Source organism: Erythrobacter longus, from assembly GCF_000715015.1.
Taxonomy (GTDB): Bacteria; Pseudomonadota; Alphaproteobacteria; order Sphingomonadales; family Sphingomonadaceae; genus Erythrobacter; species Erythrobacter longus.
The window spans coordinates 872,269-896,874 of the sequence record NZ_JMIW01000001.1; the positions used below are offsets into that span (position 1 = coordinate 872,269).

The 24,606-nt window shown below is 58.3% G+C and carries 25 protein-coding genes; 9 read left to right on the forward strand and 16 right to left on the reverse strand.

Annotation, left to right across the window (positions count from 1 at the left end; translation table 11 throughout):
* Nucleotides 1–87 precede the first annotated feature (87 nt).
* Nucleotides 88–1,371, forward strand: a complete 1,284-nt coding sequence (locus tag EH31_RS04285; RefSeq protein WP_034958282.1) for an NADH:flavin oxidoreductase/NADH oxidase family protein — start codon at nt 88–90, stop codon at nt 1,369–1,371.
* On the opposite strand, the gene EH31_RS04290 is transcribed toward EH31_RS04285, so the two are convergent.
* Nucleotides 1,368–1,790, reverse strand: coding sequence for a hypothetical protein (locus EH31_RS04290; protein ID WP_034958283.1), 423 nt, complete (start codon nt 1,788–1,790; stop codon nt 1,368–1,370). The two genes, EH31_RS04285 and EH31_RS04290, sit on opposite strands and share 4 nt — an antisense overlap.
* On the reverse strand, nt 1,787–2,449 hold the full coding sequence (locus EH31_RS04295; RefSeq protein ID WP_034958284.1) for a S24 family peptidase: 663 nt from the start codon (nt 2,447–2,449) through the stop codon (nt 1,787–1,789). The genes EH31_RS04290 and EH31_RS04295 overlap by 4 nt, the downstream gene beginning before the upstream one ends.
* 174 nt (nt 2,450–2,623) lie before the next feature.
* Between EH31_RS04295 and EH31_RS17715 the strand changes: the two genes are divergently transcribed.
* Together EH31_RS17715 and EH31_RS17930 are read left to right on the forward strand one after the other, a co-directional pair.
* Entirely contained in the window at nt 2,624–2,917 is a 294-nt protein-coding gene (locus EH31_RS17715; RefSeq protein WP_034958285.1) for a hypothetical protein, read from the forward strand.
* Nucleotides 2,907–3,365, forward strand: a complete 459-nt coding sequence (locus EH31_RS17930; protein WP_081853209.1) for a hypothetical protein — start codon at nt 2,907–2,909, stop codon at nt 3,363–3,365. The genes EH31_RS17715 and EH31_RS17930 overlap by 11 nt, the downstream gene beginning before the upstream one ends.
* Before the next feature lie 118 nt (nt 3,366–3,483).
* On the opposite strand, the gene EH31_RS04310 is transcribed toward EH31_RS17930, so the two are convergent.
* The 5 genes from EH31_RS04310 to EH31_RS04330 form a co-directional block, all read right to left on the reverse strand.
* Nucleotides 3,484–4,860 carry an aldehyde dehydrogenase family protein gene (locus EH31_RS04310; RefSeq protein ID WP_034958287.1) on the reverse strand — a complete coding sequence of 459 codons (1,377 nt, stop codon included), beginning with the start codon at nt 4,858–4,860 and terminating at the stop codon, nt 3,484–3,486.
* Between the two features lie 28 nt (nt 4,861–4,888).
* Nucleotides 4,889–6,547, reverse strand: a complete 1,659-nt coding sequence (locus EH31_RS04315; protein WP_034958288.1) for an acetolactate synthase large subunit — start codon at nt 6,545–6,547, stop codon at nt 4,889–4,891.
* A gap of 240 nt (nt 6,548–6,787) precedes the next feature.
* The gene (locus tag EH31_RS04320; protein ID WP_034958289.1) at nt 6,788–7,738 is read right to left on the reverse strand and encodes a D-2-hydroxyacid dehydrogenase; all 951 of its coding nucleotides are present in this window, start codon (nt 7,736–7,738) and stop codon (nt 6,788–6,790) included.
* The gene (cysS, locus tag EH31_RS04325) at nt 7,735–9,177 is read right to left on the reverse strand and encodes a cysteine--tRNA ligase (protein WP_034958979.1); all 1,443 of its coding nucleotides are present in this window, start codon (nt 9,175–9,177) and stop codon (nt 7,735–7,737) included. The genes EH31_RS04320 and cysS overlap by 4 nt, the downstream gene beginning before the upstream one ends.
* 105 nt (nt 9,178–9,282) lie before the next feature.
* The gene (locus EH31_RS04330; protein WP_034958981.1) at nt 9,283–9,945 is read right to left on the reverse strand and encodes a nitroreductase; all 663 of its coding nucleotides are present in this window, start codon (nt 9,943–9,945) and stop codon (nt 9,283–9,285) included.
* Between the two features lie 99 nt (nt 9,946–10,044).
* On the opposite strand from EH31_RS04330, the gene EH31_RS04335 reads away from it, so the two are divergent.
* Nucleotides 10,045–11,091 carry a toll/interleukin-1 receptor domain-containing protein gene (locus EH31_RS04335; RefSeq protein WP_161782121.1) on the forward strand — a complete coding sequence of 349 codons (1,047 nt, stop codon included), beginning with the start codon at nt 10,045–10,047 and terminating at the stop codon, nt 11,089–11,091.
* A 38-nt stretch (nt 11,092–11,129) separates the two neighbouring features.
* On the opposite strand, the gene EH31_RS04340 is transcribed toward EH31_RS04335, so the two are convergent.
* The 4 genes from EH31_RS04340 to EH31_RS04355 form a co-directional block, all read right to left on the reverse strand.
* A complete protein-coding gene (locus EH31_RS04340) occupies nt 11,130–11,477 on the reverse strand; it encodes a hypothetical protein (RefSeq protein ID WP_034958292.1) in 348 nt (115 codons plus the stop codon).
* Nucleotides 11,474–13,312, reverse strand: coding sequence for a cobaltochelatase subunit CobT (gene cobT, locus EH31_RS04345; protein ID WP_034958293.1), 1,839 nt, complete (start codon nt 13,310–13,312; stop codon nt 11,474–11,476). Before cobT ends, EH31_RS04340 begins: the two co-directional genes overlap by 4 nt.
* Before the next feature lie 64 nt (nt 13,313–13,376).
* Nucleotides 13,377–14,030 carry a fructose-6-phosphate aldolase gene (gene fsa / locus EH31_RS04350; protein ID WP_034958294.1) on the reverse strand — a complete coding sequence of 218 codons (654 nt, stop codon included), beginning with the start codon at nt 14,028–14,030 and terminating at the stop codon, nt 13,377–13,379.
* 98 nt (nt 14,031–14,128) lie between these two features.
* The gene (locus EH31_RS04355; RefSeq protein ID WP_051698925.1) at nt 14,129–14,854 is read right to left on the reverse strand and encodes a DUF4197 domain-containing protein; all 726 of its coding nucleotides are present in this window, start codon (nt 14,852–14,854) and stop codon (nt 14,129–14,131) included.
* A gap of 56 nt (nt 14,855–14,910) precedes the next feature.
* Here EH31_RS04355 and EH31_RS04360 point away from each other — a divergent pair, with 56 nt between their 5' ends.
* From EH31_RS04360 to EH31_RS04370, 3 genes are all read left to right on the forward strand, one after another.
* Nucleotides 14,911–17,079 (forward strand): primosomal protein N', encoded by a 2,169-nt coding sequence (locus EH31_RS04360; protein WP_034958295.1) that lies wholly within the window; start codon nt 14,911–14,913, stop codon nt 17,077–17,079.
* A gap of 108 nt (nt 17,080–17,187) precedes the next feature.
* A complete protein-coding gene (locus EH31_RS04365) occupies nt 17,188–17,769 on the forward strand; it encodes a hypothetical protein (protein ID WP_034958297.1) in 582 nt (193 codons plus the stop codon).
* Nucleotides 17,770–17,819: 50 nt separating this feature from the next.
* Complete coding sequence (locus EH31_RS04370; RefSeq protein ID WP_034958298.1) at nt 17,820–19,397, forward strand: cryptochrome/photolyase family protein; 1,578 nt, start codon at nt 17,820–17,822, stop codon at nt 19,395–19,397.
* 12 nt (nt 19,398–19,409) lie between these two features.
* Here EH31_RS04370 and EH31_RS04375 read toward each other — a convergent pair whose 3' ends face one another.
* Together EH31_RS04375 and EH31_RS04380 are read right to left on the reverse strand one after the other, a co-directional pair.
* Nucleotides 19,410–19,790 carry a nuclear transport factor 2 family protein gene (locus EH31_RS04375; protein WP_034958299.1) on the reverse strand — a complete coding sequence of 127 codons (381 nt, stop codon included), beginning with the start codon at nt 19,788–19,790 and terminating at the stop codon, nt 19,410–19,412.
* Nucleotides 19,791–19,832: 42 nt separating this feature from the next.
* Nucleotides 19,833–20,594, reverse strand: a complete 762-nt coding sequence (locus EH31_RS04380) for a siderophore-interacting protein (RefSeq protein ID WP_034958301.1) — start codon at nt 20,592–20,594, stop codon at nt 19,833–19,835.
* A 125-nt stretch (nt 20,595–20,719) separates the two neighbouring features.
* On the opposite strand from EH31_RS04380, the gene EH31_RS04385 reads away from it, so the two are divergent.
* Together EH31_RS04385 and EH31_RS04390 are read left to right on the forward strand one after the other, a co-directional pair.
* Complete coding sequence (locus EH31_RS04385; protein WP_034958303.1) at nt 20,720–21,352, forward strand: glutathione S-transferase family protein; 633 nt, start codon at nt 20,720–20,722, stop codon at nt 21,350–21,352.
* 13 nt (nt 21,353–21,365) lie between these two features.
* A complete protein-coding gene (locus tag EH31_RS04390; RefSeq protein ID WP_034958304.1) occupies nt 21,366–22,151 on the forward strand; it encodes an SDR family NAD(P)-dependent oxidoreductase in 786 nt (261 codons plus the stop codon).
* A gap of 92 nt (nt 22,152–22,243) precedes the next feature.
* Here EH31_RS04390 and EH31_RS04395 read toward each other — a convergent pair whose 3' ends face one another.
* The 3 genes from EH31_RS04395 to ada all read right to left on the reverse strand — a co-directional run bounded on the left by EH31_RS04395 (nt 22,244) and on the right by ada (nt 24,592).
* On the reverse strand, nt 22,244–22,690 hold the full coding sequence (locus tag EH31_RS04395; protein ID WP_034958306.1) for a hypothetical protein: 447 nt from the start codon (nt 22,688–22,690) through the stop codon (nt 22,244–22,246).
* A 45-nt stretch (nt 22,691–22,735) separates the two neighbouring features.
* Entirely contained in the window at nt 22,736–23,275 is a 540-nt protein-coding gene (locus EH31_RS04400; RefSeq protein ID WP_152553451.1) for a hypothetical protein, read from the reverse strand.
* 264 nt (nt 23,276–23,539) lie between these two features.
* The gene (gene ada, locus EH31_RS04405) at nt 23,540–24,592 is read right to left on the reverse strand and encodes a bifunctional DNA-binding transcriptional regulator/O6-methylguanine-DNA methyltransferase Ada (protein ID WP_034958985.1); all 1,053 of its coding nucleotides are present in this window, start codon (nt 24,590–24,592) and stop codon (nt 23,540–23,542) included.
* Between the last annotated feature and the right edge of the window lie 14 nt (nt 24,593–24,606).

A 24,606-nucleotide genomic window follows, 5' to 3' on the forward strand; every position in this document is an offset into this window, starting at 1 on the left:
AAGCACCCGCCAGCAGCGCTGCCAAAAAATAGGTTTCGCCCTAAGACCCGTTCGCTATGACTAGTCGAAACGGGGAGAAACAAAACAATGACACTCGCAAGCGAACTCACACTGCCCTGCGGCGCGGTGATGCCCAATCGGTTGGCGAAAGCGGCGATGACCGAGGGGCTTGCTGACCCGCAAGGCCTCCCCACGGCAGAACTCACGCGGCTCTATCGCATCTGGGCTGAGGGCGGCGCGGGTATGCTGCTCTCAGGCAATATCCAGATTGATGCCGACCATCTGGAGCGCCCCGGCAATGTCATTATCGACCGCGAACTGACCGAGCCAGAGCTTGCACGGTTCCGCGAATGGACGGCGGCGGGCACCTCCAACGGCAACCACTTCTGGGCACAGATCAGCCATGCTGGGCGCCAGTGCTTCAAGATCGTCAACCCCCATCCCAAGGCGCCCTCTGCCGTCAAAGTCGGCATTCCCGGCGGTCAGTTTGGCGAGCCCGTCGCGCTTTTGGCCCACGAGATCGAAGAGATCATCGCAGGCTTTGTTCGCGCGGTGCGGACCTGCAAGGAGGTCGGCTTTACCGGCGTGCAAATCCACGGCGCGCATGGCTATCTCATCTCGCAATTCCTTTCCCCGCGCACCAATCAGCGCACCGATGAATACGGCGGAAGCCTAGAAAACCGCGCGCGCGTGCTCACCGAAGTCATCCGTCAATCGCGCGCGGCGGTCGGCCCCGAGTTTCCCATCAGCGTCAAACTCAACAGCGCAGACTTCCAGAAAGGCGGCTTTGCCTTTGAGGACAGCGTTCAGGTGGTAAGCTGGCTTGAGGAGCTTGGCGTCGACCTCATCGAGATTTCGGGCGGCACCTATGAACAGCCCAAGCTCCTCGGCATCGAAGGGATGGAGCCTGCCGAGAACCCGAATGTCAAAGCCTCAACCGCTAAGCGAGAGGCCTATTTCGTCGACTTTGCCATGGCTATGAAAGAGGCGTGCAAAGTGCCCCTGATGGTCACAGGCGGCTTTCGCACCAAAGCGGCAATGGAACAGGCATTGGAAAGCGGCGCGGCGGACATAATCGGCCTAGGCAGACCCCTATGCGCGGACCCCGACGGGCCAAAGCGCCTGCTCGAAGGCGCGGCCGCCCTTCACCGTTACGAAGACGAATTGTCGCTCTTCCCGCCCGCGTTGCGTTTCCTCACCGGCATCAAAGCTCTGCGCGCCGCAGCAAGCTTCGCAGTGCAGTTCTGGTTCTACGGCCAGATTTATGCGCTTGGGCGCACGGGTAAGCCGGATAGGGACCTCTCGGTGTTCGGAGCATGGCGTCAGACCGAGGCGGAGCATAAGGACTGGCTCAAACGGCGGCGGGGTTAGGGCTGCTTTTGCTGCCAGTACTTGAACCAATCGGAACACATTACCGCAAAACACACCGCAGTGACAAATCCATAGAATGCGCCCAACTCTTCGCCGAACAAGACGAGCGTCATCAAAAAGCCAAGCCCGGAGCCGGTCAGAACGAACAGTACTTTAGCAAGCCAACCCGCTAAGACATGCGGGATGAAAGGCCTCGCGATGATGAGCAGTAAGAATAAGCCTATTCCTGTGAGCCCTGATGCGAATAACGCTACAACTAGAATTGACCCAAGATGTGGTCGGGTTGTCGACCAGTAGGCAGCCTCAAAAACTCGGCCATCCAAAATCGCATTTCCATCCCTGAACACAGTCACCATCAGGATGGCGTTCACGATCGAAGCCAAAAGAATTGCAGCAAGAAGCCGCTTTTGGGAGATCATATCCGCCCCCCCTTCCAAACCACGCGCCCAATCACTTGCATCTCGTCCGCTGCCACATCTACCGGCGGGTATGCCAAATTCTGGCTGAGCAGCGAAAACCGCCCTGCCCCTGCTTGCGCGACGCGTTTCACCATTAGCGTATCACCAAGGCGGACCACGTGGACACCATCGCGGAACGGGCGCTCGCTCGTGTCGATCAGGATCTCATCGCCATCGTTCAAAAGCGGCTCCATCGAGTCGCCCTCAACCGTGATCGCTTGGAGCTTTGCGCCTTCCAACCCTTGTTCCGCCAACCAGCGGCGTGAAAAGCGGAAGGCATCGAACGCCTCCTCGGCATCCGGCAAAGCGCCCGGCCCAGCGGACGCACCGATATTGAGCCGGGGCACGTCGATATAGCCCGTTTCAGGAGCCAATCGGCGCGGTATGTAGGATTTTTCCTTAGCCGTACTTTCCGGCGCGCCAAGCTCGGATTCGTCCACACCAAAAAACTCCGCGAGGGTCCTGCGATCCCCTTCTTCGAGCTTTCGCGGACTGCCTTTTTTAATGAATTGCTGAAGGTAAGAGGTGTTTCTTCCAAGCAATTCCGACAGGCTCGCAAGGCTGGCCCCGCGATCTTTTGACAATTGTGCCAAGCGGTTACGTGCATCTGGCTGGCTCATATTCAAACCCCTTTCGGCGATGTCTCGGCGAACATCCTTACCAAATCCTTCCTACACGAAAGATTTTTCCTAGACAAGTAGGAATTGAGCTGGAACATTATAGGAACATTGAGCGAATCACGGTGCAGGTAGTGAGCTCGGTAGTGATGGATCGAACACCGAAAGGGATCAAAAATGTTGATCAGAAAAGTCGAATGCTTCCTGCAAGCTCACCAAATGGCCGCGACCAAATTTGGACGCCTTGCCGCCCACGACCCGCGGTTTGTCCTGGACCTGCGCATGGGCCGCATCCCGCGCCCCGCAACCGAAGAACGCACGCTCAAATGGATGGCGCAATATGATGCGCAGCATCCCGAGGGTGCGCGCCCGCACTCTTTCCGCCGCATTGCTGCCCCCACCCCGAACACCAACACGCCGATGATGGCCCCGCCCGCTCTTGAAGTGAAAGGATTTCGCCATGCTGCTTGATCCGCAAAACCTTGGGCGTTCAGCCATTGGGACCGCGCTTGGCGCTCTGCTTCGCCGCCCTGCGCTTGAGACGAAATCGGCCACGCCCCAAAGCGAACCAAAGGTCACAAACAGGGGCCACCCCATGCGCGCGCGCCGCACAACGGCGGACCGTGTGCGCGAGGCGCTGCTGAACCTGTCTGCAAGTCGCGCTACCTGTGTCAAACACGAGGAGAAAGCGTGGAGTTCAATCACCTTTGCCGGCACGCGGCACGAGGTCACCTTGCGCTTTGAAGGCGCGGAGGCTGTCGCGATTGGCGAGGAATTGATCGAATGCCTGCCAGAGCACGAATTCACCATCCCCGGCCAATTGGTCGCCGATGCAACAATCACCGAGGTGGATCACCGTTTCGGGATGCACGAACGGATGATTGTGACGGCGGTCTTGTTGTTGTTGGAGGAGAGTTGAGATGCGCCCGAACGAGCCGCAGGCTTGCAAGCGTGACCACGCGCCCGCAGCGTGTCCGCGGCGCACGCGGAGGGCGTCTAGTGAGGATGCGGCCCCGGATGGGGCCGCGCAAAACTGACTAGCTCTTGATCACGATCATCTTTTCAATCGTCATCTCGTGACAGGTGTAAGGAATGCCGCCCACGCCGTGGCCCGAAGTTTTGAGCCCTGCAAAGGGCATCCAGTCGGTGCGGAAGGCGGAGTGGTCGTTCACCATCACGGCAGAGGCGTTGATATGGCGATAGGTGTGCATCGCCCCTGCCAAATCGTTGGTGTAAACCGCCGCCTGGAATGACACATCAAGGCTGTTCGCTTGCGCAATCGCTGCGTCAACATCCGTGTAGGAGTAGAGGCACACCACCGGCCCGAACACCTCGTTCTGGGAAACCGTGGCATCGGCTGGCGGGTTAAGGAGCAGTGTCGGAGCGTAGGTCGTATCCGACAGCTTCTTGCCGCCACACAGCAGCGTTGCACCGGCAGAAACGGCCTCGTCCACCCATTGCGCCACCCGGTCGCATTCCTTGGGACGGATCAGGGGGCCACATTCGGTATCCTCGTGGATCGCATTGCCGACTTTGAGCTTCTTGACCTCTTCCACCATCGCAGACGCCAATTCATCGATGATCGCGGAATGCGCGAACACCCGCTGCACCGATACGCACACCTGACCGGAGTGGTAGAACCCGCCCTTAACAAGGCTTGGTACAGCGCTTGCCAAATCGGCGCTTTTGTCGACGATGACCGGAGCCACCCCGCCATGCTCCAATGCGCAGCGCGTGCCCGGTGCCAATTGTGAACGAAGCGACCAGCCCACCCCTGCCGAACCGATAAAGCTGAAGAAGGCCACGCGCGGGTCCGCCACCATTTTGGAGGAGACATCGCGCGGTGTCACAACCGCCTTGGCCCACTCTTTGGGAAGGCCTGCTTCATGCAGGATGTCGATGAATTCAAAGCATGAAAGCGGCGTGTCGCCAGCAGGCTTCACAATCACCGGACAGCCTGTCGCAACCGCTGGGGCAACCTGGTGGACGATCAGATTGAGCGGGTGGTTGAACGCTGAAACGGCCACCACCGGCCCAATCGGCTCACGCGAGGTCCAGGCAAGGCGGCCATCGCCCGCAGGCGTAATGCCCATGGGGATTTCGGTGCCTTTAAGCGAGCCGATCTCGTGGATGCAAAGCTCCATCCCGTTGATCGCTCGGTCCACTTCGACCCGCGCATCGATCAGGGGTTTGCCGCCTTCTGCCGCGACCTGCATGGCCAGATGATCGCGGCGATCCTTCATGATCTCCATCGCACGGTGCAGGATGGCCGCGCGCTCATGCGGCTTTTTCCACGCCGTCCGGTCCTCGGAAAGCTCCTTTGCCCGCGCAAGGAAAGCGTCAACCGCCTCCCAATCATGCGTCGGCACACTCCCGATGACGGAAAGGTCGAACGGGTTCACCACTTCATGCATGGGTTTTGTCCTTTTTTGCCGGAAACGATCAGAGCTTCGCGCTCAGTTCCTTGATGTCGATGTTCAGGATCTGGTCGTTCTCGGTGTAATCTACCGGGCAATCGATCAAGTGAACACCTGGCGTATCACGGCAATGGGCGAGCAGTTCGGTGAGGTGCTCGGAGCTTTCCACCCGGTGCCCTTTCGCGCCGTAACTCTCTGCATATTGGACGAAATCCGGGTTGCCATAGGTCAGACCAAAGTCATTGAAGCCCATATTCGCCTGCTTCCAGCGGATCATGCCATAGGCATCATCGCGAAGGATCAGAACGGTAAGATTGAGGCCAAGGCGAACCGCGGTCTCCATCTCCTGAGAGTTCATCATAAACCCGCCATCGCCGCAGATCGCCATGACGTGGCGGTCAGGGTAAAGCATCGCGCTCATCATCGCAGATGGCAGGCCAGCGCCCATGGTCGCAAGCGCATTGTCGAGCAGAACAGTGTTAGGCAGATAAGCGGTAAACCCGCGCGCAAACCAGATTTTATAAACGCCGTTATCAAGGCAAATGATGCCATCATGCGGCACAGCGTCGCGCACTTGTTTGACCAGATGCGGCGGAAAAATCGGGAAGCGGGTGTCCGCTGCCAGCGCGTTCGTGTGGTCAAGCTCAGCCTGATGATAGGCGAGCATATGCTCAAAATCCCAACTGCGATTGGGCGAGATGTCTTCTTTCATCTGCCAGATTGCATTGCCGATATCGCCGATGACCTCGATCTGCGGGAAGTAAACGGGGTCCACTTCTGCGGTGTTGGTTGAGACGTGAATGACCGTCACACCGTTGTCCTGCATGAAGAACGGCGGTTTTTCGATCACGTCGTGGCCGACATTGATAATGCAGTCTGCCGCTTCCACTGCGCGGTGGACGAAATCGCCCGCCGACAGCGCTGCACAGCCAAGGAATTTGGGGTGGCGTTCATCGATAACGCCCTTGCCCATTTGCGTGGTGAGGAAGGGAATGCCCGTCTTTTCAACCAATTGTTCAAGCATCCGGCCCGCCGTCTTGCGGTTGGCCCCTGCCCCGATCACAAGGATCGGGTTTTTCGCTTTTTCAATCGCTTGAACCGCTGCTCGCACAGCCTTGGGTTCAGCAGAAGGACGGCGCGCGACGCTTTTGGGAAGCGGCTTGTAATCGGTGGTGGGCTCTTCGGCGATATCTTCGGGCAATTCGATCAGGGTCGCGCCGGGCTTTTCCTCTTCGGCCAAACGATAGGCTTCGCGAACGCGGCTGGGGATGTTGTCGCCCGCTGCAATCTGGATCGAATACTTCGTCACCGGCTCCATCAGCGAGACGATATCAACAATCTGGAAGCGGCCTTGCTTCGACTTTTTGATCGGCTTTTGACCGGTGATCATCAGAACCGGCATCCCGCCAAGCTGAGCGTATGCGGCAGAGGTCACAAAGTTAGTGGCACCCGGCCCGAGCGTTGCAACGCACACGCCCGTTTTGCCTGTATGGCGACCATAGGTTGCAGCCATAAATCCTGCGCCTTGTTCGTGGCGCGTCAGGATCAACTTGATCTTATCCGACCGGCCAAGCGAATCGAGAAAGTCCAGATTCTCCTCACCCGGCACACCAAAGATGTATTCACACCCTTCAGCCTCCAGGCAGTCGATAAAAACGTCGGACGCTTTTTTGGTATCGGTCATATTCGCAATTTCCCCCCGGGTTGGTGCGCATGAGGCAAGCCCTGTTCGCACGCAAAAACAATGCGCCCCTGGAGAGAAAGGTTATCCGCAATCTGCAGACTACACCTTGGAACCATGCCCCCCGCAGGTTCGCTTCTGGCGACCCTCTCGGGCCGCGCTCAGCCCCATGTATTGCAGGAATTCATCAGAATCCAAGTGCACAATGCACATTTTGCATCGGACTTGGACCGCGAAAGGGGCTCAATAGCCCAGTTTGGGGTCAAAAATCGGAGAGAGCGGTTCACCGCGCTGATACTTGGCGAGGTTTTCAAGGAACCGCTGAGCGCTGCGGATAAACATCATGTTTTGCGCGCGGCCCGATAGGTGCATGGAGATATGGGCATTGTCGAGGGTCCACAATTCGTGATCCGATGGAAGCGGTTCGGGCGTGGTCACATCAAGAAACGCGCCTTCGATAGAGCGGGACTTGAGCGCCTCGATCAAAGCAGGCTGATCCACCACTTCACCGCGCGCAATGTTCACAAGTACGCATTCGCGCTTCATCGCGGCCAATTCGTCTGCGCCGATCATATTCTCGGTTTCTGGGGTTGAGGGGACGGCGAGGATCACCCAGTCAAATTCGCCGAGTTGCCCGCGCCATTGGTCCGGTGTGAGCACGCCTTCCCCGCCAGAACGCCGCACGACGGTCACATCGACATCGAACGCCTCAAGCCGCGGTTTGATCAGCTTGCCAATCGCGCCATAGCCCAAAAGCAACGCCTTTGAACCAGCAAGTTCGCGCTTTCCGGGGCTGTCCATCAACCACTCGCGGCGTTCCTGCGCACGCATGACTTGGCGGTAACCCTTGGCGATATTGAGCATCCCCATGATGGTGTATTCAGCGATGGTGATGGCGTTGATGCCGACACCGTTGGTGACCGTAATTCCGCGTTCGATCAGCACGTCCATCGGCAGAAAATCGAGCCCGGCGTAAATGGAATTGAGCCATTTGAGGTCGGTCGCCGCGTGCAAGGCCGCTGCCATGGCCTCTTTCTCGTTCATATCGAACCAGCCAATTTCCGCGCCTTTGACCGCTTCGAGGGCTTCCTCGTGGGTCATGAACCAGCGGACATCGAGGTCGCCGGAATACTTGGCTTGAAGTTGCGGTTCGAGCAGCGGGCGGATTAGCCCGGATATTGCCAATGTCGTCATAGTTTCCAATCCCAGCCCAGCGGGTCACCGTCCATCACGTCAACGCCTTTGGCCGCCAATTCGTCGCGGATTGCATCGGAGGCGGCAAAATCTTTCTCTGCGCGAGCAGCCTTGCGGGCGGCCAAGGCCTCTTCGATTTCGCTTTCGGTGATTTGCGCCGACTTGGACCGAATGCGCAAGGCTTCGCGGGTGAGCTCAAACAGGTTGAGGCCAAGGACAGCGTCCATATGCTCGATCACAGCGCGCTTGATTTCGGGCGCAACCTTCTTGACCGCCAGAGCGTCCTCCAATGCGGTCAACGCGATGGGCGTACCCAGATCATCGGCAATCGCTTCCTCGAACTTGGCGAGCGGCGCGGCGAATTTTGGATGCTCGGCCATTGGCTGGCTTGTCGCGTCTTTCAAACGCTCTGCCGCCATCACCATACGCTTCAATCGCGTAAGCGCTGCCTCCAGCCCTTCCCAAGAGAACTCCAACTCGGAACGATAATGCGCCTGCAAACACATCATGCGGTAGGCGAGAGGATGGTAGCCCTTGTCGAGCAGCAATTGCAGCCGCAGGAATTCGCCAGACGACTTCGACATCTTGCCAGAGCGCTCGACCAGAAAGTTGTTGTGCATCCAGATTTTTGCGCCTGAATTGCGCGCATCGGACAGCCCGCCGCAGCCGCAGAACGCCTGGTTCTGGGCGATTTCGTTGGGGTGGTGGATTTCGCGGTGATCAATCCCGCCGGTGTGAATATCAAAGGGAAAACCAAGCAGCTTCTCACCCATGACAGAGCATTCAAGGTGCCAGCCGGGCGCGCCTTTGCCCCATGGGCTATCCCATTCCATCTGGCGGGTTTCGCCCTCCGGTGTCTTGCGCCATATCGCGAAGTCCGCCGCATTGCGCTTGCCCTCAACCGTGTCGATCCGGCCCTCACCATCCTCGGTCACAGCGCGCGCCAGTCGCCCGTAATCCTCGATGGTGGACACGTCGAAATAGAGGCCGCTGTCCAGCTCGTAGCAGTGCTTGTCGGCAATGCTTGTGGCAAACTCCAGCATCTCTTCGATGTAGTCCGTCGCAATCGACCATTTGGCGGGCTGACGGATATTCAGCGCCTTGACGTCTTCCCAATAGGCCTCGGTGTAGTGCTTTGCGATGTCCCAGATGCTCTGCGCTTTTTCCGCAGCCATCTTCTCCATCTTGTCCTCGCCCTCATCCGCATCATCGGTGAGGTGGCCCACGTCCGTGATGTTGATGATATGGGTAAGCTTCAACCCCTGGTGGCTGAGCGTGCGGCCCAGAATATCGGCGAACACATAGGCGCGCATATTGCCGATATGCGGGTAGTTATAAACCGTCGGCCCGCAGGTGTAGACCCGCGCCTCACCTTCGTGGACGGGGACAAAGGGTTCGATCTCGCGGGTGAGCGAATTGAAGAGTTTAAGCTGCGTCATTGTGGGCAACTCTGCCTTTATCGTCATACCAGCGCAAGCTGGTATCTCAGGCGGCAATCTCGGTGTTGGCCGCTCTAGACCCCAGCTTTCGCTGGGGTGACGGGTTCACTCAAAGCCGTGGAAGCTGACGTGTTCATCGAGTGGCACACGTTCACGCTCAAAATTGTTGAGCGGCGCGTCGGCGTCGCGGTAGCCAATCGCCATGCCGCAAAAGAGCATATAACGCTCATGATCGAGGCCGAGGTGATCGCGGATCGTGTTGGCGTAAAGCGCCATGAATTCCTGATAGCAGCTGTCCAATCCCTCTTCGCGAAGGAGCAGCGCCACCGTTTGCAGCCACATCCCCGTGTCCGACCATTGCGGCTCTTTCATAAAGCGCGGGAAGTAAGTGAACATGACAACTGGCGCGTCAAAGCTGTTGGCGTTGCGGGCCATAGCGGCGGCGCGACCTTCTGCATCATCGCGCGCAATCCCCATGGCTCCAAACATGCCAGCGCCCACCGCGTGGAGGCGCGATTTGTACGCGTCTTCCTGTTCGGGTGCGGTCCAGTCATATTCGGGCTTTTGAGGACCGTTCTTCGCGATCTTGGCCTGAAGCTCTTTGAGCGAGTCCCCCGTAACGACAGCGGCTTCCCAGGGTTGAAAGTTGCAGCCCGAGGCCGACCAACGCGCAGTGTCGAGCACGCGGCGAAGCTTCTCAAGCTCGACGGGCTGATCGGTGAATTGGCGGATGGAGCGGCGCGATGTTACGGCTTCTGATACTTTCATGGAGCGGGTGCTAGCGCCACGCGCAGCCAAGAGCAAGACGCTTGCATAGGCTGAGCTTCCAAGCCTATCATCGGGGCCAACACGCACATGGGGGGACCGGTGCCAGACGTTTTCATTTCCTATTCGCGCCATGATCAGGAGGCCGTGGCTCGCCTTGCCCGGAAGGTCGAGGCGGCAGGATATGACGTGTGGTGGGACGCAGAATTGCCGCCCCACAAAAGCTATGGCGATGTCATCACCGAAAAGATCGGCTCTGCCAAGGCAGCGATCGTTGTGTGGTCTGAGACAGCGGCGGCCAGCGAATGGGTCCGCGCCGAGGCCGATGTTGCCCGCAATCAGAAGAAGCTTATCCAGACAGCGCTGGGCGATATTATCCCGCCGCTGCCGTTCAACCAAATCCAGTTTGCCGACATTGGCGATTGGCAGGGCGAGGATGATCATTCCGGCTGGCGCAAGGTTTTGGCGAGCTTGACCGAGCTTTGCGGTGATCGTGAAAGTGAGGTTGGCGGTGCAGCTGTTGGCGTCACAGCCGCGCCCAAACCTTCCCTGCCACCCTCATCGCCGCCCCCGTCTCCTCCGCAACCTGCGGCCGAGGCTCCTGCTGCATCGAAATGGCCACTTTTCGCCGGGATCGGGATTGCGGCTTTGGCAATCGTGGGTGTCGGGGCCTTTATGCTCGGCTCATCAGGCGGCGATGGGGATAGTAGCGAAAGCAGCACACAGCCGGCGCTCGCCATCGCTGAAACGCCAGAGCCATCCTCAAACGCGGAGCCGGAGACGGCGGCCCCGCCTGATACCGGAACCGATACCGACACTGCGCCTGCTCCTCCCCCAGATGTATCCGCTGCCCCGCGCAGCGGACAAACCGGCGGTCGCAGGGTCGCCTGCTATTTCAGCGATACAGTGGCCGAATACGACGGAGCCTGCGCCTTTCGCGCGGGTTCTGGCGGGGATTTTATGACCACCAGCTTGAACGGAGCTTACTTCGAGAACGTCACGCAAATTGGCCTTGATGTGACCGGGGAAGGGGTCGGCGTACTGGAAATCTACGGCGACCGCTTCGTCGATGAACGCTTCAATGTGCGCCGAAGCACCCAGGACCGCGCCTGTTGGGAAGGCGAATATGTGCTGTTTTGCGCGCGGTGAGGTTGGTTAGCGGCGGCTGGTGACGGCTTCGGTTACGGTCATTCCGGATAGCTCCTCGTGACTTCGATTTTTCCCACAATCGCATCATTGAAGTCGTCGAGTTCTTCTGCGGGAATCCAGTATTCAGCGTGCTCTTTTCCGCCTGCAAGCTGTACCTCATATTTGTCGAGATAGTCCTTGCGAACCTCGAACCGCGTTACATACCCCGAACCACTCGCCCTCACATTCCAATCGCTTGCAATCTTGATCGCGTACTCTTCTGTCGTGACCGGATAGAAGATCGGTTGTTCGGGAAGCCGTGGAGGCCACACCTTCCAGCCAGAGTCCTCGACAAGTTTAAGCTCTTCAGGGCCGGTTGGCCTCCAAAGTGTCACTGTTTCAGTCATCGGCGCTTCGGCCCCTTCTCGTCCTCGAACAACTCCGCAAGCTGCTCCATGATCGTGCCGCCCAATTGCTCGACGTCCATAATCGTCACCGCGCGGCGGTAGTAGCGGGTAACATCGTGGCCGATACCGATGGCGACCAATTGCACTGGCGAGACGTTCTCGATCCAGTCGATCACGCCGCGAAGGTGCGCTTCGAGATAGCCCGCCGAGTTCACCGATAGGGTCGAATCGTCCACCGGCGCGCCATCGGAAATCACCATCAGAATGCGGCGTTCTTCGGGGCGGTAGACAAGGCGGCTGTGCGCCCACAATAGCGCCTCGCCGTCGATATTCTCTTTTAGCAGCCCTTCGCGCATCATCAGGCCCAGATTGCGGCGCGCGCGGCGCCATGGTTCGTCGGCCTGTTTGTAGATGATATGACGCAAATCGTTGAGGCGGCCGGGACCTTGCGGTTTCCCGTCGGCAAGCCATGCCTCGCGGCTCTGCCCGCCTTTCCATGCCTTGGTCGTGAAGCCGAGGATTTCGGTCTTAACGCCGCACCGCTCCAAAGTGCGCGCAAGGATATCGGCGCTGATCGCGGCAATGCTGATCGGTCGCCCGCGCATGGAGCCTGAATTGTCGATCAGCAAGGTCACAATCGTGTCCTTGAAATCAATGTCGCGCTCGACCTTGTATGACAGCGCCGTGCCGGGCGACACGATCACGCGGGACAGGCGCGCTGCGTCCAGAACGCCCTCTTCCTGATCAAAGTCCCAGCTGCGGTTCTGCTGTGCCATAAGGCGGCGTTGCAGGCGGTTGGCCAGCCGTGTCACTACGCCTTGAAGACCCGTCAGCTGGCTGTCGAGATAGGCGCGCAGGCGGTCCAATTCTTCCGCATCGCACAGTTCAGGCGCGGCGATTTCTTCGTCAAAACGCTCGGTAAACGCCTTGTAATCGAGCCCTTCGGGAATGTCTGCTTGCGGGCGATTGGGACGGGTGGGCGCGTTGGAGGCATCGCCGTCTTCGCCCGGCTCGCCTTCCTCGAAATCCTCATCGCCCTGCATTTCGGCCTCGGTGTCGCCGTCGGCCTCGCCCTCCTGCATTTCGCCAGCAACATCGGCGGCATCGGGTTCCGCCTCGCCCTCTTGCTGCTCGTCGCCCGAGTCCTCGTCATCCTGACCGTCGTCTTCATCAGAATCGTCTTCGTCGGTCTGGTCCTGATCCTCGGTCGGGCGGGTAAGGTCGAGGTCGCGCAGCATGTCGAGCGCGAGCTTCTGGAATGTTTCCTGATCGCCCAGGCTATCGGCGAGAGAGGACATATCCCCTCCAACCGCTTTCTCGATAGCTTCGCGCACAAGACTAAGCCCCGTTTTCGCACGGTCGGGAATGGCTTCGCCCGTCAGCTCTTCGCGAACCATAAGCGCAAGGGCCGTCTGCAAAGGCACTTCGGAGGCGTTTTGCGCGCGGGTGATACCATCGGAATTGAGCCGCATCTCGGTCGCATCGTCGAGGTTTGCCTTGATCCCCTCAAACCGGTTCGCACCAAGCGCTTCCCAGCGGACCTGTTCGATCGCGTCATAGCACGCGCGCGCCACAGGCTCTGGCGGCGCGTTCACCGCATGAAGCCCCGCATCATGGTGGCGCAGTTTCAGCGCAAAGCTATCGGCAAAGCCGCGCGCTTCGCTCACTTGCTCGGCTGGCAAATCGCGGCCCGGCAATGGCACGCGAAAACGGTTGCCAGACGCGCCGGGCACATCCGCGCTCCACGCAACCTCAACCTCAGGGTCGCGCGCAATCGCACGCGATGCTCCGGTCAAAGCCTGCTTGAATTGATCGAGAGGTGTTTCTTCAGCCATTACCGGTTGCCGTTAGCAACTCGATACGCCTCGCGGCAAGGCGAATAACATCAAACGATACCATTCAAACGATAGACTGCCCTGTTGCTTCCCAATCCTTGAGGAAGCCTTCGATGCCTTTGTCGGTCAGCACATGGTTGAACAGCGCCAGGATCACTTTGGGCGGCGCGGTCATTACGTCCGCGCCGATCTTTGCGCTTTCAAGGACGTGGGTGACGTGGCGCACGGATGCGACAAGGATTTCGGTTTCGAAACCGTAATTGTCATAGATCAGGCGGATGTCTTCGATAAGGTCCATCCCGTCAAAGCCATTGTCATCGTGGCGGCCCACAAATGGCGAGATGAATGTTGCGCCCGCTTTCGCCGCAAGCAGCGCCTGATTGGCCGAAAAGCACAGCGTCACATTGACCATGGTTCCATCATCGGAAAGCGCCTTGCAGGTTTTGAGGCCATCGACCGTCAACGGCACTTTGATGCAAACATTGTCTGCGATTTTGCGCAAGACTTCGGCCTCTTTCATCATGGTCGCGTGATCGAGCGCGACGACCTCTGCGCTGACGGGACCATCCACGATTGCGCAGATTTCCTTGGTCACTTCCATAAAGTCGCGGCCCGATTTGTGGATCAACGACGGGTTGGTTGTGACCCCGTCCAAAAGGCCCGTCGCAGCAAGCTCTTTGATCGGTTCGATTTCTGCTGTGTCGGCGAAGAATTTCATGGGATTTGGCCTTTCGATGGGTTCTTGCGCCGCTGATTGCCTATTTCAGTGAGGATTCGCAACCGACAGAGCGATTAGGTTGTTGGAATTCTTGTCGCCTACAGAGGTCGCCCCAAACCAAACACGCCGATCAAAAGCGGGTCATTGGTTGCTTGCGGGTTTGAGCGGATGAGCGCTTCTTCATTGCCGATTTCATTCCAGATTGCATCATCGATATTGCCTGCAAACCCTTGCGCGATTGCCGCGAAATCGGTCCCGCTCACGCTCCTCAGAATTTCAGCGACTGCCGGGTTTGAAACAATACGAAGCGCATCGCCAAGCTCTGGCACCATTTGATCGACCAAGCGCCCACCAAGCTCACCGCGCAGGAAACTGGAAGCCGCCTTTGGCCCGCCGCGCACAAGTTCAACCGCATTGGCGAATCCGATTGTGCGAACCGCTTCGGTGACGATGGGAGCAGCTGTGAACGATGCCTCAACCGCCAAATCGGCAAAGGCGTCCTCCAACTGATCTTTTACCAGCGTCGAAGTCAGCAACCGGGTGAGCACATTGCCGCGCGATCCCAGCACATCGCCAAGGCCAAGCTTTGCGACTTCCTGATCCCAAAATCCATTGGGCGCGGTTAGCCTCGCAAATGCATTGTCGCTTGCCACCAAAAGCAACCGGCGCACCGCTTCGGTAAGGCTAAGGCCCGGGACACTGGCGCAGGCAGGCAAAGCGAGCGCCGCGGATAGAGCGAGCCCTCCCCCAAGCACATGGCGGCGTGCGAGCGATTGGCCCCCTGATGAGATAACGGGCGATGGGTTAGCGGGTGACTTGTGCATATCTGCCTCTCCTACGGCTGGTATATCTTATAGGCCCTGCGTATTTCTAACCAGATATGAACCGCGTTCGCCTTCTCGTCCTTAATGCAGCACTCGGGCCGCTTGATTACAAGCTGGCCCAAGGAATGGCTGTGGAAGCTGGCAGCGTGGTGGTCGCGCCGCTGGGCCCGCGCACGGTTACGGGCGTCGTCTGGGACGAAGGGCGATTGCCGGGCGCAGAGGTGGATGCATCAAAGCTGCGGGCATTGCGCGAAGTGGTCCCTGTGCCGCCGATTTCCGCTCCCTTGCGCCGCCTGATCGAATGGACCGCCGACTATTACTGCGCACCCTTGGCCAGCGTTGCGCGCATGGTGTTGTCGAGCGGAGGCGCGCTGGGTGGGCCATCCACAACAACCGAATACCGGCTGGTCGAAGGGGCCCTGCCCGAACGCATGACACCGCAGCGCGAGGCGGCCATTGACCTGCTTCAAGGCGAGCAAGGCATTTTGCGCGAATTGGCCGATATTTCAGGGGTTTCCACCGGGGTCCTGCGCGGGCTTGTAAACCAGGGGGTGATTGAACCTGTCACCGTCGCGATTGACCGGCCCTACTCCCCGGCGGACCCGGATTTTCATCAGCCCACCTTGTCGGACGATCAAATGCGCGTTGCCGGGACCCTGGTGAAGGCCGTTGAAAAACGGGCGTTTGAGCCATTCCTTCTCGACGGGGTGACAGGTTCAGGCAAGACGGAAACCTATTTCGAACCCGTGGCGCAGGCTCTGAGGATGGGCCGCCAAGTGCTTGTCCTGCTTCCTGAAATCGCGCTGACGGAAAACTTCCTCACCCGGTTTGAGCAACGCTTTGGCGCAGCGCCTGTCCAATGGCACTCCTCCCTCAAATCAACCGAGCGCAGGCGGGCATGGCGGGCGATCAGCGAGGGCAGCGCACAGGTGATCGTCGGCGCGCGTTCGGCATTGTTCCTGCCCTATGCAAATCTTGGCCTGATCGTCGTTGATGAAGCGCACGAGATCAGTTTCAAGCAGGATGACGGCGTGCGGTATAATGCGCGCGATGTGTCCGTCATGCGGGCGCGGTTTGAGGAAATCCCGGTGGTCCTCGCCAGCGCCACCCCTGCATTGGAAAGCCTCCACATGGCGAACAGCGGGACTTATACCAAGCTGGTGCTTCCCAGCCGGTTTGGCGGGGCACAATTGCCGCAAATCAAGCTGATAGACCTGACCCTTCATAAACCGGGTGCAGGCCGCTGGCTCGCGCAGCCTTTGGTCGAAGGGTTGGAAGCGCGGCTGGGGGCGGGCGAGCAATCGCTGCTGTTTCTGAACCGGCGGGGATATGCCCCGCTGACGCTATGCCGGAATTGCGGGCACCGGTTTCAATGCCCCAATTGCAGCGCGTGGCTGGTCGAACACCGCTTGTCCCGCCGCCTCTCCTGCCACCATTGCGGGCTGGAGGGACCAGTGCCCGAAAGCTGCCCTGAATGCGGAGAAGCCGATTGCCTTGTCGCTTGTGGTCCCGGCGTTGAACGCATCGCGGATGAGGTCGCAGAACTCTTCCCCGATGCCCGCGTCGAAGTTGCCACATCCGACACACTGGGATCGCCCGAACGAGCAGCCCAGTTTATCGCCAAGGCCGAAGCGCGCGCGATTGACGTGATCGTGGGCACGCAGCTTGTGACCAAGGGCTTCCACTTTCCCGAGCTTACTTTGGTGGGAGTGGTTGACGCAGACCTTGGCCTTGAAGGCGGGGATTTGCGTGCGGCCGAACGCACATATCAACAGGTAGCGCAGGTCGCAGGGCGCGCGGGGCGCGGGGCAAAACCGGGCGAAGTCTTGATCCAGACCCGCCATCCAGAAGCCACCGTTATCGCTGCCCTTGCCGATGGTGACCGTGACGGGTTCTACGAGGCCGAAACAGAAGCGCGGCGCGAGGCGGGTGCCCCGCCCTTTGGCAGATGGGCTGCGATCATCCTGTCGAGCGAGGATGAACGCGAGGTGCGCGATGTCGCCACGCGGCTGGGCCATGCGCGACCGCAATTGGACGATGTAATGATATTAGGGCCAGCCCCTGCGCCCATGGCGCTGCTGCGCAACCGCTATCGCTACCGCTTCCTCATCAACGCGCGCCGCACGGCCAATTTGCAAGGCACCCTTCGCGATTGGCTAAGCGCGCAGGACTTTCCCCCCGGTGTGCGCGTGGGCGTCGATGTGGACCCCTACAGCTTCGTGTGAGCACGCAGAAAAGCGTCAAAGAATTTCGACAATCCATTAAACCTATCCTCACCCTCTTTTGGCATAGGCATTCCTCAATGCTCACAAAGGACCGTCTTGAGAGGATAGATGTTTAAGCTTGCCGCCTTTCCAATCGCTCTAGCCTTGGCCGCGATCAGCGCGCCTGTCGCTGCGCAAACTTCCCCAACCCAGGAGGGCGGTGAATGGACATGGGAAGAGCAGGAAAGCGATAGGCCAAAGACCTGGTATGTGATGATATCCGTCCATCAGGCGGTGGGCCCTGCGGGCTGCGATACCTATCGCTATAAGGTGTCGAGCGTTGAACCGATCAAGATCACCGGCCCGTCAGAAATCCGGCCCGCACATGCCGATGAGCTTGCCGGGTGGTGGATGATGTATGTCGCACAGCGTGCCCCTCTCCCGTTTCGTTGGCTGACGACGTCGGCTGGCCATGAACCGCCAGAAATGTATTTTCGCGAAACGCGAGAAGAAGCCATGGAAGCCTTTCGCGCAGACGGTCACCTTCGCCAAAGCCGCAGCTGTTCGGGTTCAAAACTCGTTGGCCTTCGCACAAGAAATTTCGAATTTACGCCCCCTCCCGGCTTTACCAGCGTGGATTTCGGCAATGAACCTGCGCCCCAAGGCGTAACCGTTGCGCGCGACCTGAACAAAGCGCCCGGAGCGCGCTAACCCGGCACATTTGCTTGGCACCAATTCACCATTGGTGCGTTAGCGTGCACATGACTTCATGCCGCACCCTTATTCCCGTTCTTGGTGATCAGCTCACCCGCACTTTGCCCTCGCTTATGGGCGCATCAAAGGACGATAGCGTCGTCTTGATGATGGAGGTCTGGGACGAGGCAACTTACGTGCGTCACCACAAGCAGAAAATCACGCTGATCTTCTCCGCGATGCGCCATTTTGCCGCTGAATTGCGCGATGCCGGCTGGCAGGTGGATTACGTCAAACTTGATGATGCAGACAATGCAGGCAGCTTCACAGGCGAAGTCGCCCGCGCGATTGAGCGTCATGACCCGCAAGCAATCCGCATAGTCGAAGCCAGCGAATGGCGCGTTCAGCAGCAGCTCGAAGAATGGCCCGACAAATTCGCCTGCGATGTCGAAATCCTGCCTGACAGCCGCTTCCTCTGCACCCATCAGGAGTTTCGCGATTGGGCCGAGGGGCGAAAGCACCTGACGATGGAGCATTTCTACCGCGAGATGCGCAAGAAAACCGGCATATTGATGCGCGATGACGGCAAGCCCGAGGGCGGCGATTGGAATTACGACAAGGACAATCGCGAGGCGCCCGATAAACAGATGGACCCGCCGCCCGTTCCAAAGTTTGAGCCCGACGACATCACCCGCGAAGTGATGGAATTGGTCGAGGACCGCTTTGGCAGCCATTTCGGCAATCTGGACAGTTTTGAATGGCCCGTCACCGCTGATGAAGCAGAAAAGGCCGCCGATGCCTTTTTCGCTGAACGGATCGAGAAATTTGGCCCCTATCAGGACGCCATGGTTCACGGGTCCGACGACCTTTATCACTCGATGCTTTCGACCAGCATCAATTGCGGTCTGCTCGACCCGCTCAAACTGTGTGAACGCGCCGAGAAGGCTTATGAAGAGGGCCGCGCACCGATCAATTCGGCTGAAGGTTTCATCCGCCAGATCATCGGCTGGCGCGAATATATCCGTGGGTTTTACTGGCTGCATATGCCGGGGCTTGCCGATGATAATGAAATGGATGCCAACCGGCCATTGCCCGAGTTTTTCTGGACCGGCGAAACCGATATGCGGTGCCTTTCCGATTGCATCCGTTCAACCCACAGTAACGCGCACGCCCACCATATTCAGCGGCTGATGGTGCTCGGTAATTTCTGCCTGCTTGCGGGCATCAATCCCAAGGATGTGCAGGACTGGTATCTGGCCGTTTATGCCGATGCCTATGAATGGGTGGAGCTTCCCAATGTCTCTGGCATGATCCTTTACGCCGATGGCGGGAACCTTGCGACCAAACCCTATGCGGCGTCGGGCAATTACATCAACAAGATGTCCGATTATTGCAAAGGGTGCTCATACAGCGTGAGCAAGAAAACCGGCGAAGGCGCGTGCCCGTTCAACCCGCTCTATTGGCATTTCATGGACCGCCACCGTGACCGCCTTTCCAGCAATCACCGGATCGGACGGATTTATTCAAACTGGGACCGGATGGGCGACGACAAGAAACAGGACTATCTCGACAGTGCCGAGGCGTTTCTGGATAGTCTTGAGCCTGCCAAATCCGGCTGGGCCAGAAATGACGAAAGCGCGGACTAGGGTCAGGCGCCATCAACCGGGGCGCAGCGCCTTCAACAGACCAGCCGCAGCGCCGGTATCGACATATTCGCGCAAAGCCGTGATCTTGCCATCCGTGACGTCTGCCACAACGCACAGCACCAATTTGAACGTGCTCCCATCCGGCAGCGTCCCGCACACATCGTGCTCTTCGACAAATCCGCTGTCAGTGGCGGTGCACACTGTATTCTCGTAGCGGAAATCGGGCACCACCGTGTGAACCGCGCCGGTAAATTGCATCAAGGTGTCGAGGTTCATCGCAGGCCCGCCGTTCTGGCTGCCCGCAAATGTCTCGGCGCAAAGATCCTTGGCCGTGGCCAAATCGTTTGTTTCAAGAGCGGTGAAAAACCGGCGGCAAAGGGTGATGTTGTCCATGGCCTCAACGCTAACGCGCCGCGCCCCGCTTGAAAAGCCCGCCTATTGGATCGGCACGTCTTGGCGCTCGGCATCCTCGCGCTTCACAACCTTGTGCTGCGTTTCGGTAAGGCCAAGTTTCCAATAGCTCGAGGTGTAAATATTGCATTTCTCGAGAGCGAGTTCATTGCGCAAGTAATCGCGGATAAGCTTCATCCCCTCAAACTCGCACGCCGCCCAGCCCGCAATCTCGACATCCGGCAGATCAATCTGGCGCAAGGCATCGACAAGCAGCGTTGGATGAAGGCCAGGCTCCGGGTTCACCACCCAGCGCAGCTCCACACCATCGGGCGCATCAATTGCCACCGCATCTTCCTCATGCTGCACTTCGAGCACAGCCACACCCACCGCATCGCGCGGCATGGCCTCCAGATTGGCGCTGATCGCGGGCAGAGCCGACATATCCCCTGCGATAAGGTGAAAGTCGCAAGCCTCTGGCGATGGCTTGGCCGAACCAGGACCGCGAATGGTCATCGGATCGCCGACCTTGGCCCCCAATGCCCAGCTTGTCGCAGGTCCCGCCGCGTGGCCCCCGTGAAGGGCAAACAGCACGTCGATCTCTGTCTCGCGCTGACGCCGGATGGTGTAGGTGCGCATAAGCGCTTTTCTGCCCTCACTGCCGGGTTCAAGGATCAGCTTGAAATAGCCGCCGTCCTGCCCTTTGGGAAAATCGCGCAAGGCTTCACCAGCGAGAGTGATTTGATGCATCGAGGGCGAAACGCGCTGTGAGGCGGCGACAGTTAGATCATAGAAAGCTTGAGCCATGCGCCACACTTAATGCGAATAATTCGCAAATCAATGCGCACAAACAAAAAGGGCGACAATTAGTCTCGACATCAATAGCCCCATCGCGCAAGCAGACAGCCAAATCGTCAAAAGGAAATTCACCCATGCTCACCATCCATCACCTTCGCATTTCGCAATCCGAACGCATTGTCTGGCTGTGCGAGGAGCTGGGCGTCGAGTATGATTTGAAACTGTACAACCGCGATTCCGAAACGCGCCTTGCCCCGCCGGAATTGAAAGCGCTCCACCCGATGGAGATTGCGCCGGTTATCACAGATGGCGACCTTGTTTTGGGCGAAAGCGGCGCGATTATGGACTATATCGTGGGCAAATATGCGCCCGGCACTGATCTTGTACCCGGCGCAGACAACCCCGATTTCGCGCGGCACCTTTACTGGTATCACTTCGCCAATGCGACGCTGATGACCAATGGCATGATGAGCATTGCGGTGAACGCTGTTGGCGCTCAAATGCCCCCGCCCCTTGCCAAACGCATCACCAACGCATGGGCGCATATCGAGAAGGCCTTGGGCGAAGCGAAGTACTTTGGCGGCGCGAATTTTACGTCGGCAGACATTATGCTTGGCTTCTCCCTAACCACTGCGCGCGCGTTCAGCGATATGAGCATTGAGGGCATGCCCAATTTGCAAGCCTATTTGCAGCGGATCGGCGCACGTCCTGCGTATCAGGCGGCGATGGCGAAGGCAGAACCCGGCTTTCCGCCTAAGCTGGATTAAAGAGCGCGCACAAATGCAACCCTACAAACTGCTAAGCCGCTCCATCGCAGGGCATAAAGCCATCATTACGGGCGCTGCGAGCGGCATGGGCCGGGCGACGGCGCATCTGTTTGCTTCTGAAGGGGCGCACGTTGCGGTCACTGACCTTGACCAGGCCAAATGCGACGCCGTGGCGAATGAGATAAACGACGCGGGCTATTCTGGCCGAGCGTTTCCCCTCGCCATTGATGTGAGCGATGAGGCGGCGATCAATTCTGGTGTTGAAGCGGTAGCTGGCGAGTTTGGCGGGATCGATATTGTCATCAACAATGCAGGCTTTGCGCGCCACGCCCCTATCGAGGATGAGAGCTACCCCGGTATCTGGGATGCAAGCATAGCCGCTATGCTGACCGGGCATCAAAAGATGATCCGCGCCGCCATGCCGCATCTTCGTAAAAGCGATTGCCCGCGCATCGTCAATATCGCCTCGACCGAAGGGCTTGGCGCAACGCCAGGAAACTCGCCTTATGTGGCGGCCAAGCACGGGGTGATCGGGCTTACAAGAGGGCTTGCGGTGGATCTTGGACGCGACGGGATTACGGTCAATTGCATTTGTCCCGGCCCCATCCTCACCGGAATTACGCAAGGCATTCCCGACGAGCATAAGGAAATCTACGCCAAGCGCCGCGTGCCTTTGCGTCGTTATGGCATCCCGGAAGAGGTCGCAAATATGACATTATCGCTGGTGCTGCCAGCGGCGAGTTACCTCACCGGCGTGGCAATCCCGGTTGACGGCGGTCTAACGATCAAGAACGCTTGAACCAACTGAGTGCAAGCGGGAGGATAGAAAGCAGCCCTTCCGCTAACGACCCCCTTTCGGAATAAACCAAAGCCAGCGGGCTTGATCGCCTGTCATGATGGTTCAAAGACTTTAAAGAAGAGCGATTGGATGAGCCCTGCGGTGGTTGGGTGTTCGCACCGAACATAGGCAGGGAACTGATCTTCAATGGAAATTGTCTCTAGACCATCGATCACGTCTATCCGGATGACCTCCAGAGTAGTGCCGGTGTTCTTATAAATGTAGCGGTATTCCTTGTCATTTTCTCCCATTAGGAAGAAATAGCGCTCAGACCCCGATACTGCGAACTCAACATCGGCCTTGGTGACTTCACCTGACATGATGATACGCGGGTCATTGTTCTCAAAGGTATAAACTGGCCCACCTTCGAAGCAGCCGCTATTGTCCCGGTGATACCAATATCCATCGAGCCCGATCTTAGCGGATGCCGAGCTCGTGCTTCCATAAAAATCTGAAGTGAAATAGCTGCCATTAAAACCAGCGGCCCCTATCGCAGTCATCGCTACGACCAATAAGCTCAAGAAGACGGGTCTACTCACTTGCATCTAGGCGCTCCGGCTTTTCCAATGAGATCGGCTGATCGTGACTTTTTTTGTGGGGGCGGCGGGGTCAAACACCTTTGAAACTAAGGATGCGAGGACTCCCAAAGTGCTAGGTTTGTCGCAGGTGGTGAATAGGGGCATTCCTGAGTCTTCAGTGAAGCTTTCACCGTTGCTTTGTTCTTCATACCGGTAAGCCCAAAGGACCTGACCGCGATCTTCGACGTAAAATCTCGAGGTAACGCCCGGTACCGTTCGGAATTCAATTATAAGCTCTTGGCCTGTCGAGGAGCGGACAGGGGCTTCGAGAGTGTTTCCTCGGAAAATTTGAGAGAACGTCCCGTGCTCGATCTTGTAAACAACGAGGTCTTCAAAGCATCCAGGAGCGTCATTGCCGCTCATGTACCAATAGCCGTCTAATGGATCGCCTGGCTTGCGGGGTTCTGCCCACCCCATGCTACCTGCAACTAAATAGCTATTAGGTAGAAAAATGGCCAAAATCGCGATTAGAACTGCGAGGTTGATAAGTATCTTTTTGCGCATCATAGGCTCAATCGTGAGTTATAATTCCGTCATCAAACCTAACTCAGAGCACTTAAAATTGACTAAAATGGGTTCGCATCTGGTATGGATCCAAGCCAAATTGCGCTAGTTTAGCTTGAACCGGATGAAGCTAAGAAGTTCGTTGGGTGCTATTTTTGACCACTGTCTTTTCAAAAATTCAACGCTGATCTGGGAATGTCATTCGTCCGCTCCCACCCCCAGTTCCAGTCATTAGGCAGCACCCCTCCTTCAGCAAAGAGCGGCCATTCAATGACGCCCCTCGCGTTTGAGCAGCTCCGCCTTGATTTGCGGTCCATAGGCATAGCCGCCAACACCGCCACTGGCCGGAACGACGCGGTGGCACGGGATCAGGACAGCGATGTTGTTCGCGCCATTGGCGCTTCCCACCGCGCGGCTGGCCTTTGGATTGCCGAGCATCGCTGCCTGTTCGCCGTAACTGCGCGTCTCGCCCGCAGGGATTTTGCGCAAGGCTTCCCAGCAGCGTTGTTGAAAGGCGGTGCCTTTGACGTCCAATGGGATGTGCGAATTGTCCGATCCAGGCTCTTCGACCGCCGCAACGACGGAAGCGAACAAGGCTTTGAATTCGTCGCCTGCTTCAATGATCTCTGCCTTGGGAAAACGCGCGCGCAAGTCTGCTTCACCCTCATTAAAGGCAAGGCAGCACACGCCCTTCTCGGTCGCCGCCACCAACATGGCTCCAAGCGATGTGTCGATCACGCTCCAATGCACCCGGCGTCCCTCGCCTCCATTGGCCCAGTCGCTGGCTTGCATTCCCAATCGTCCTTTTGTGTCGGCGTAAAAGCGCGATGGCGCGCCGTATCCTGCTTCGTAAAGCGCCTCAGTAACGCTGGCCCCGCTTTCCAATGCGCCGCGCACCCTGTCTTCGCGAAGGGCGCGGGCGAACGCTGATGGGGACAGGCCAACGGTGCGTTTGAACAGGCGTTGGAAATGGGTCGGGGAATAGCCGGTGAGATCAGCCAATTGGTCAAGCGTCATCGCGCCCCTACCCCCAGCTACTGAGCTTCTGATCGCGGCAATGGCTGCCAGAACACAGGCCTCCTCGGCGCTTTGCGTATTGGGCGAACACCGTTTGCACGCCCGAAGCCCTGCGGCCTCTGCATCCACAGCGTTCGCATAGAACTTCACATTCTTGCGCAGCGGCGCACGCGCCGGGCAAGAGGGGCGACAATAAATGCCAGTCGAATGCACGCCTGTCACAAACGCGCCATCATAGCGGCGATCCTTGGCAAGCGCGATTTGCCAGCGCTCATCATCGGTTAAAGAGTTTGTATTGGTCATGCCGCTCATTTTGC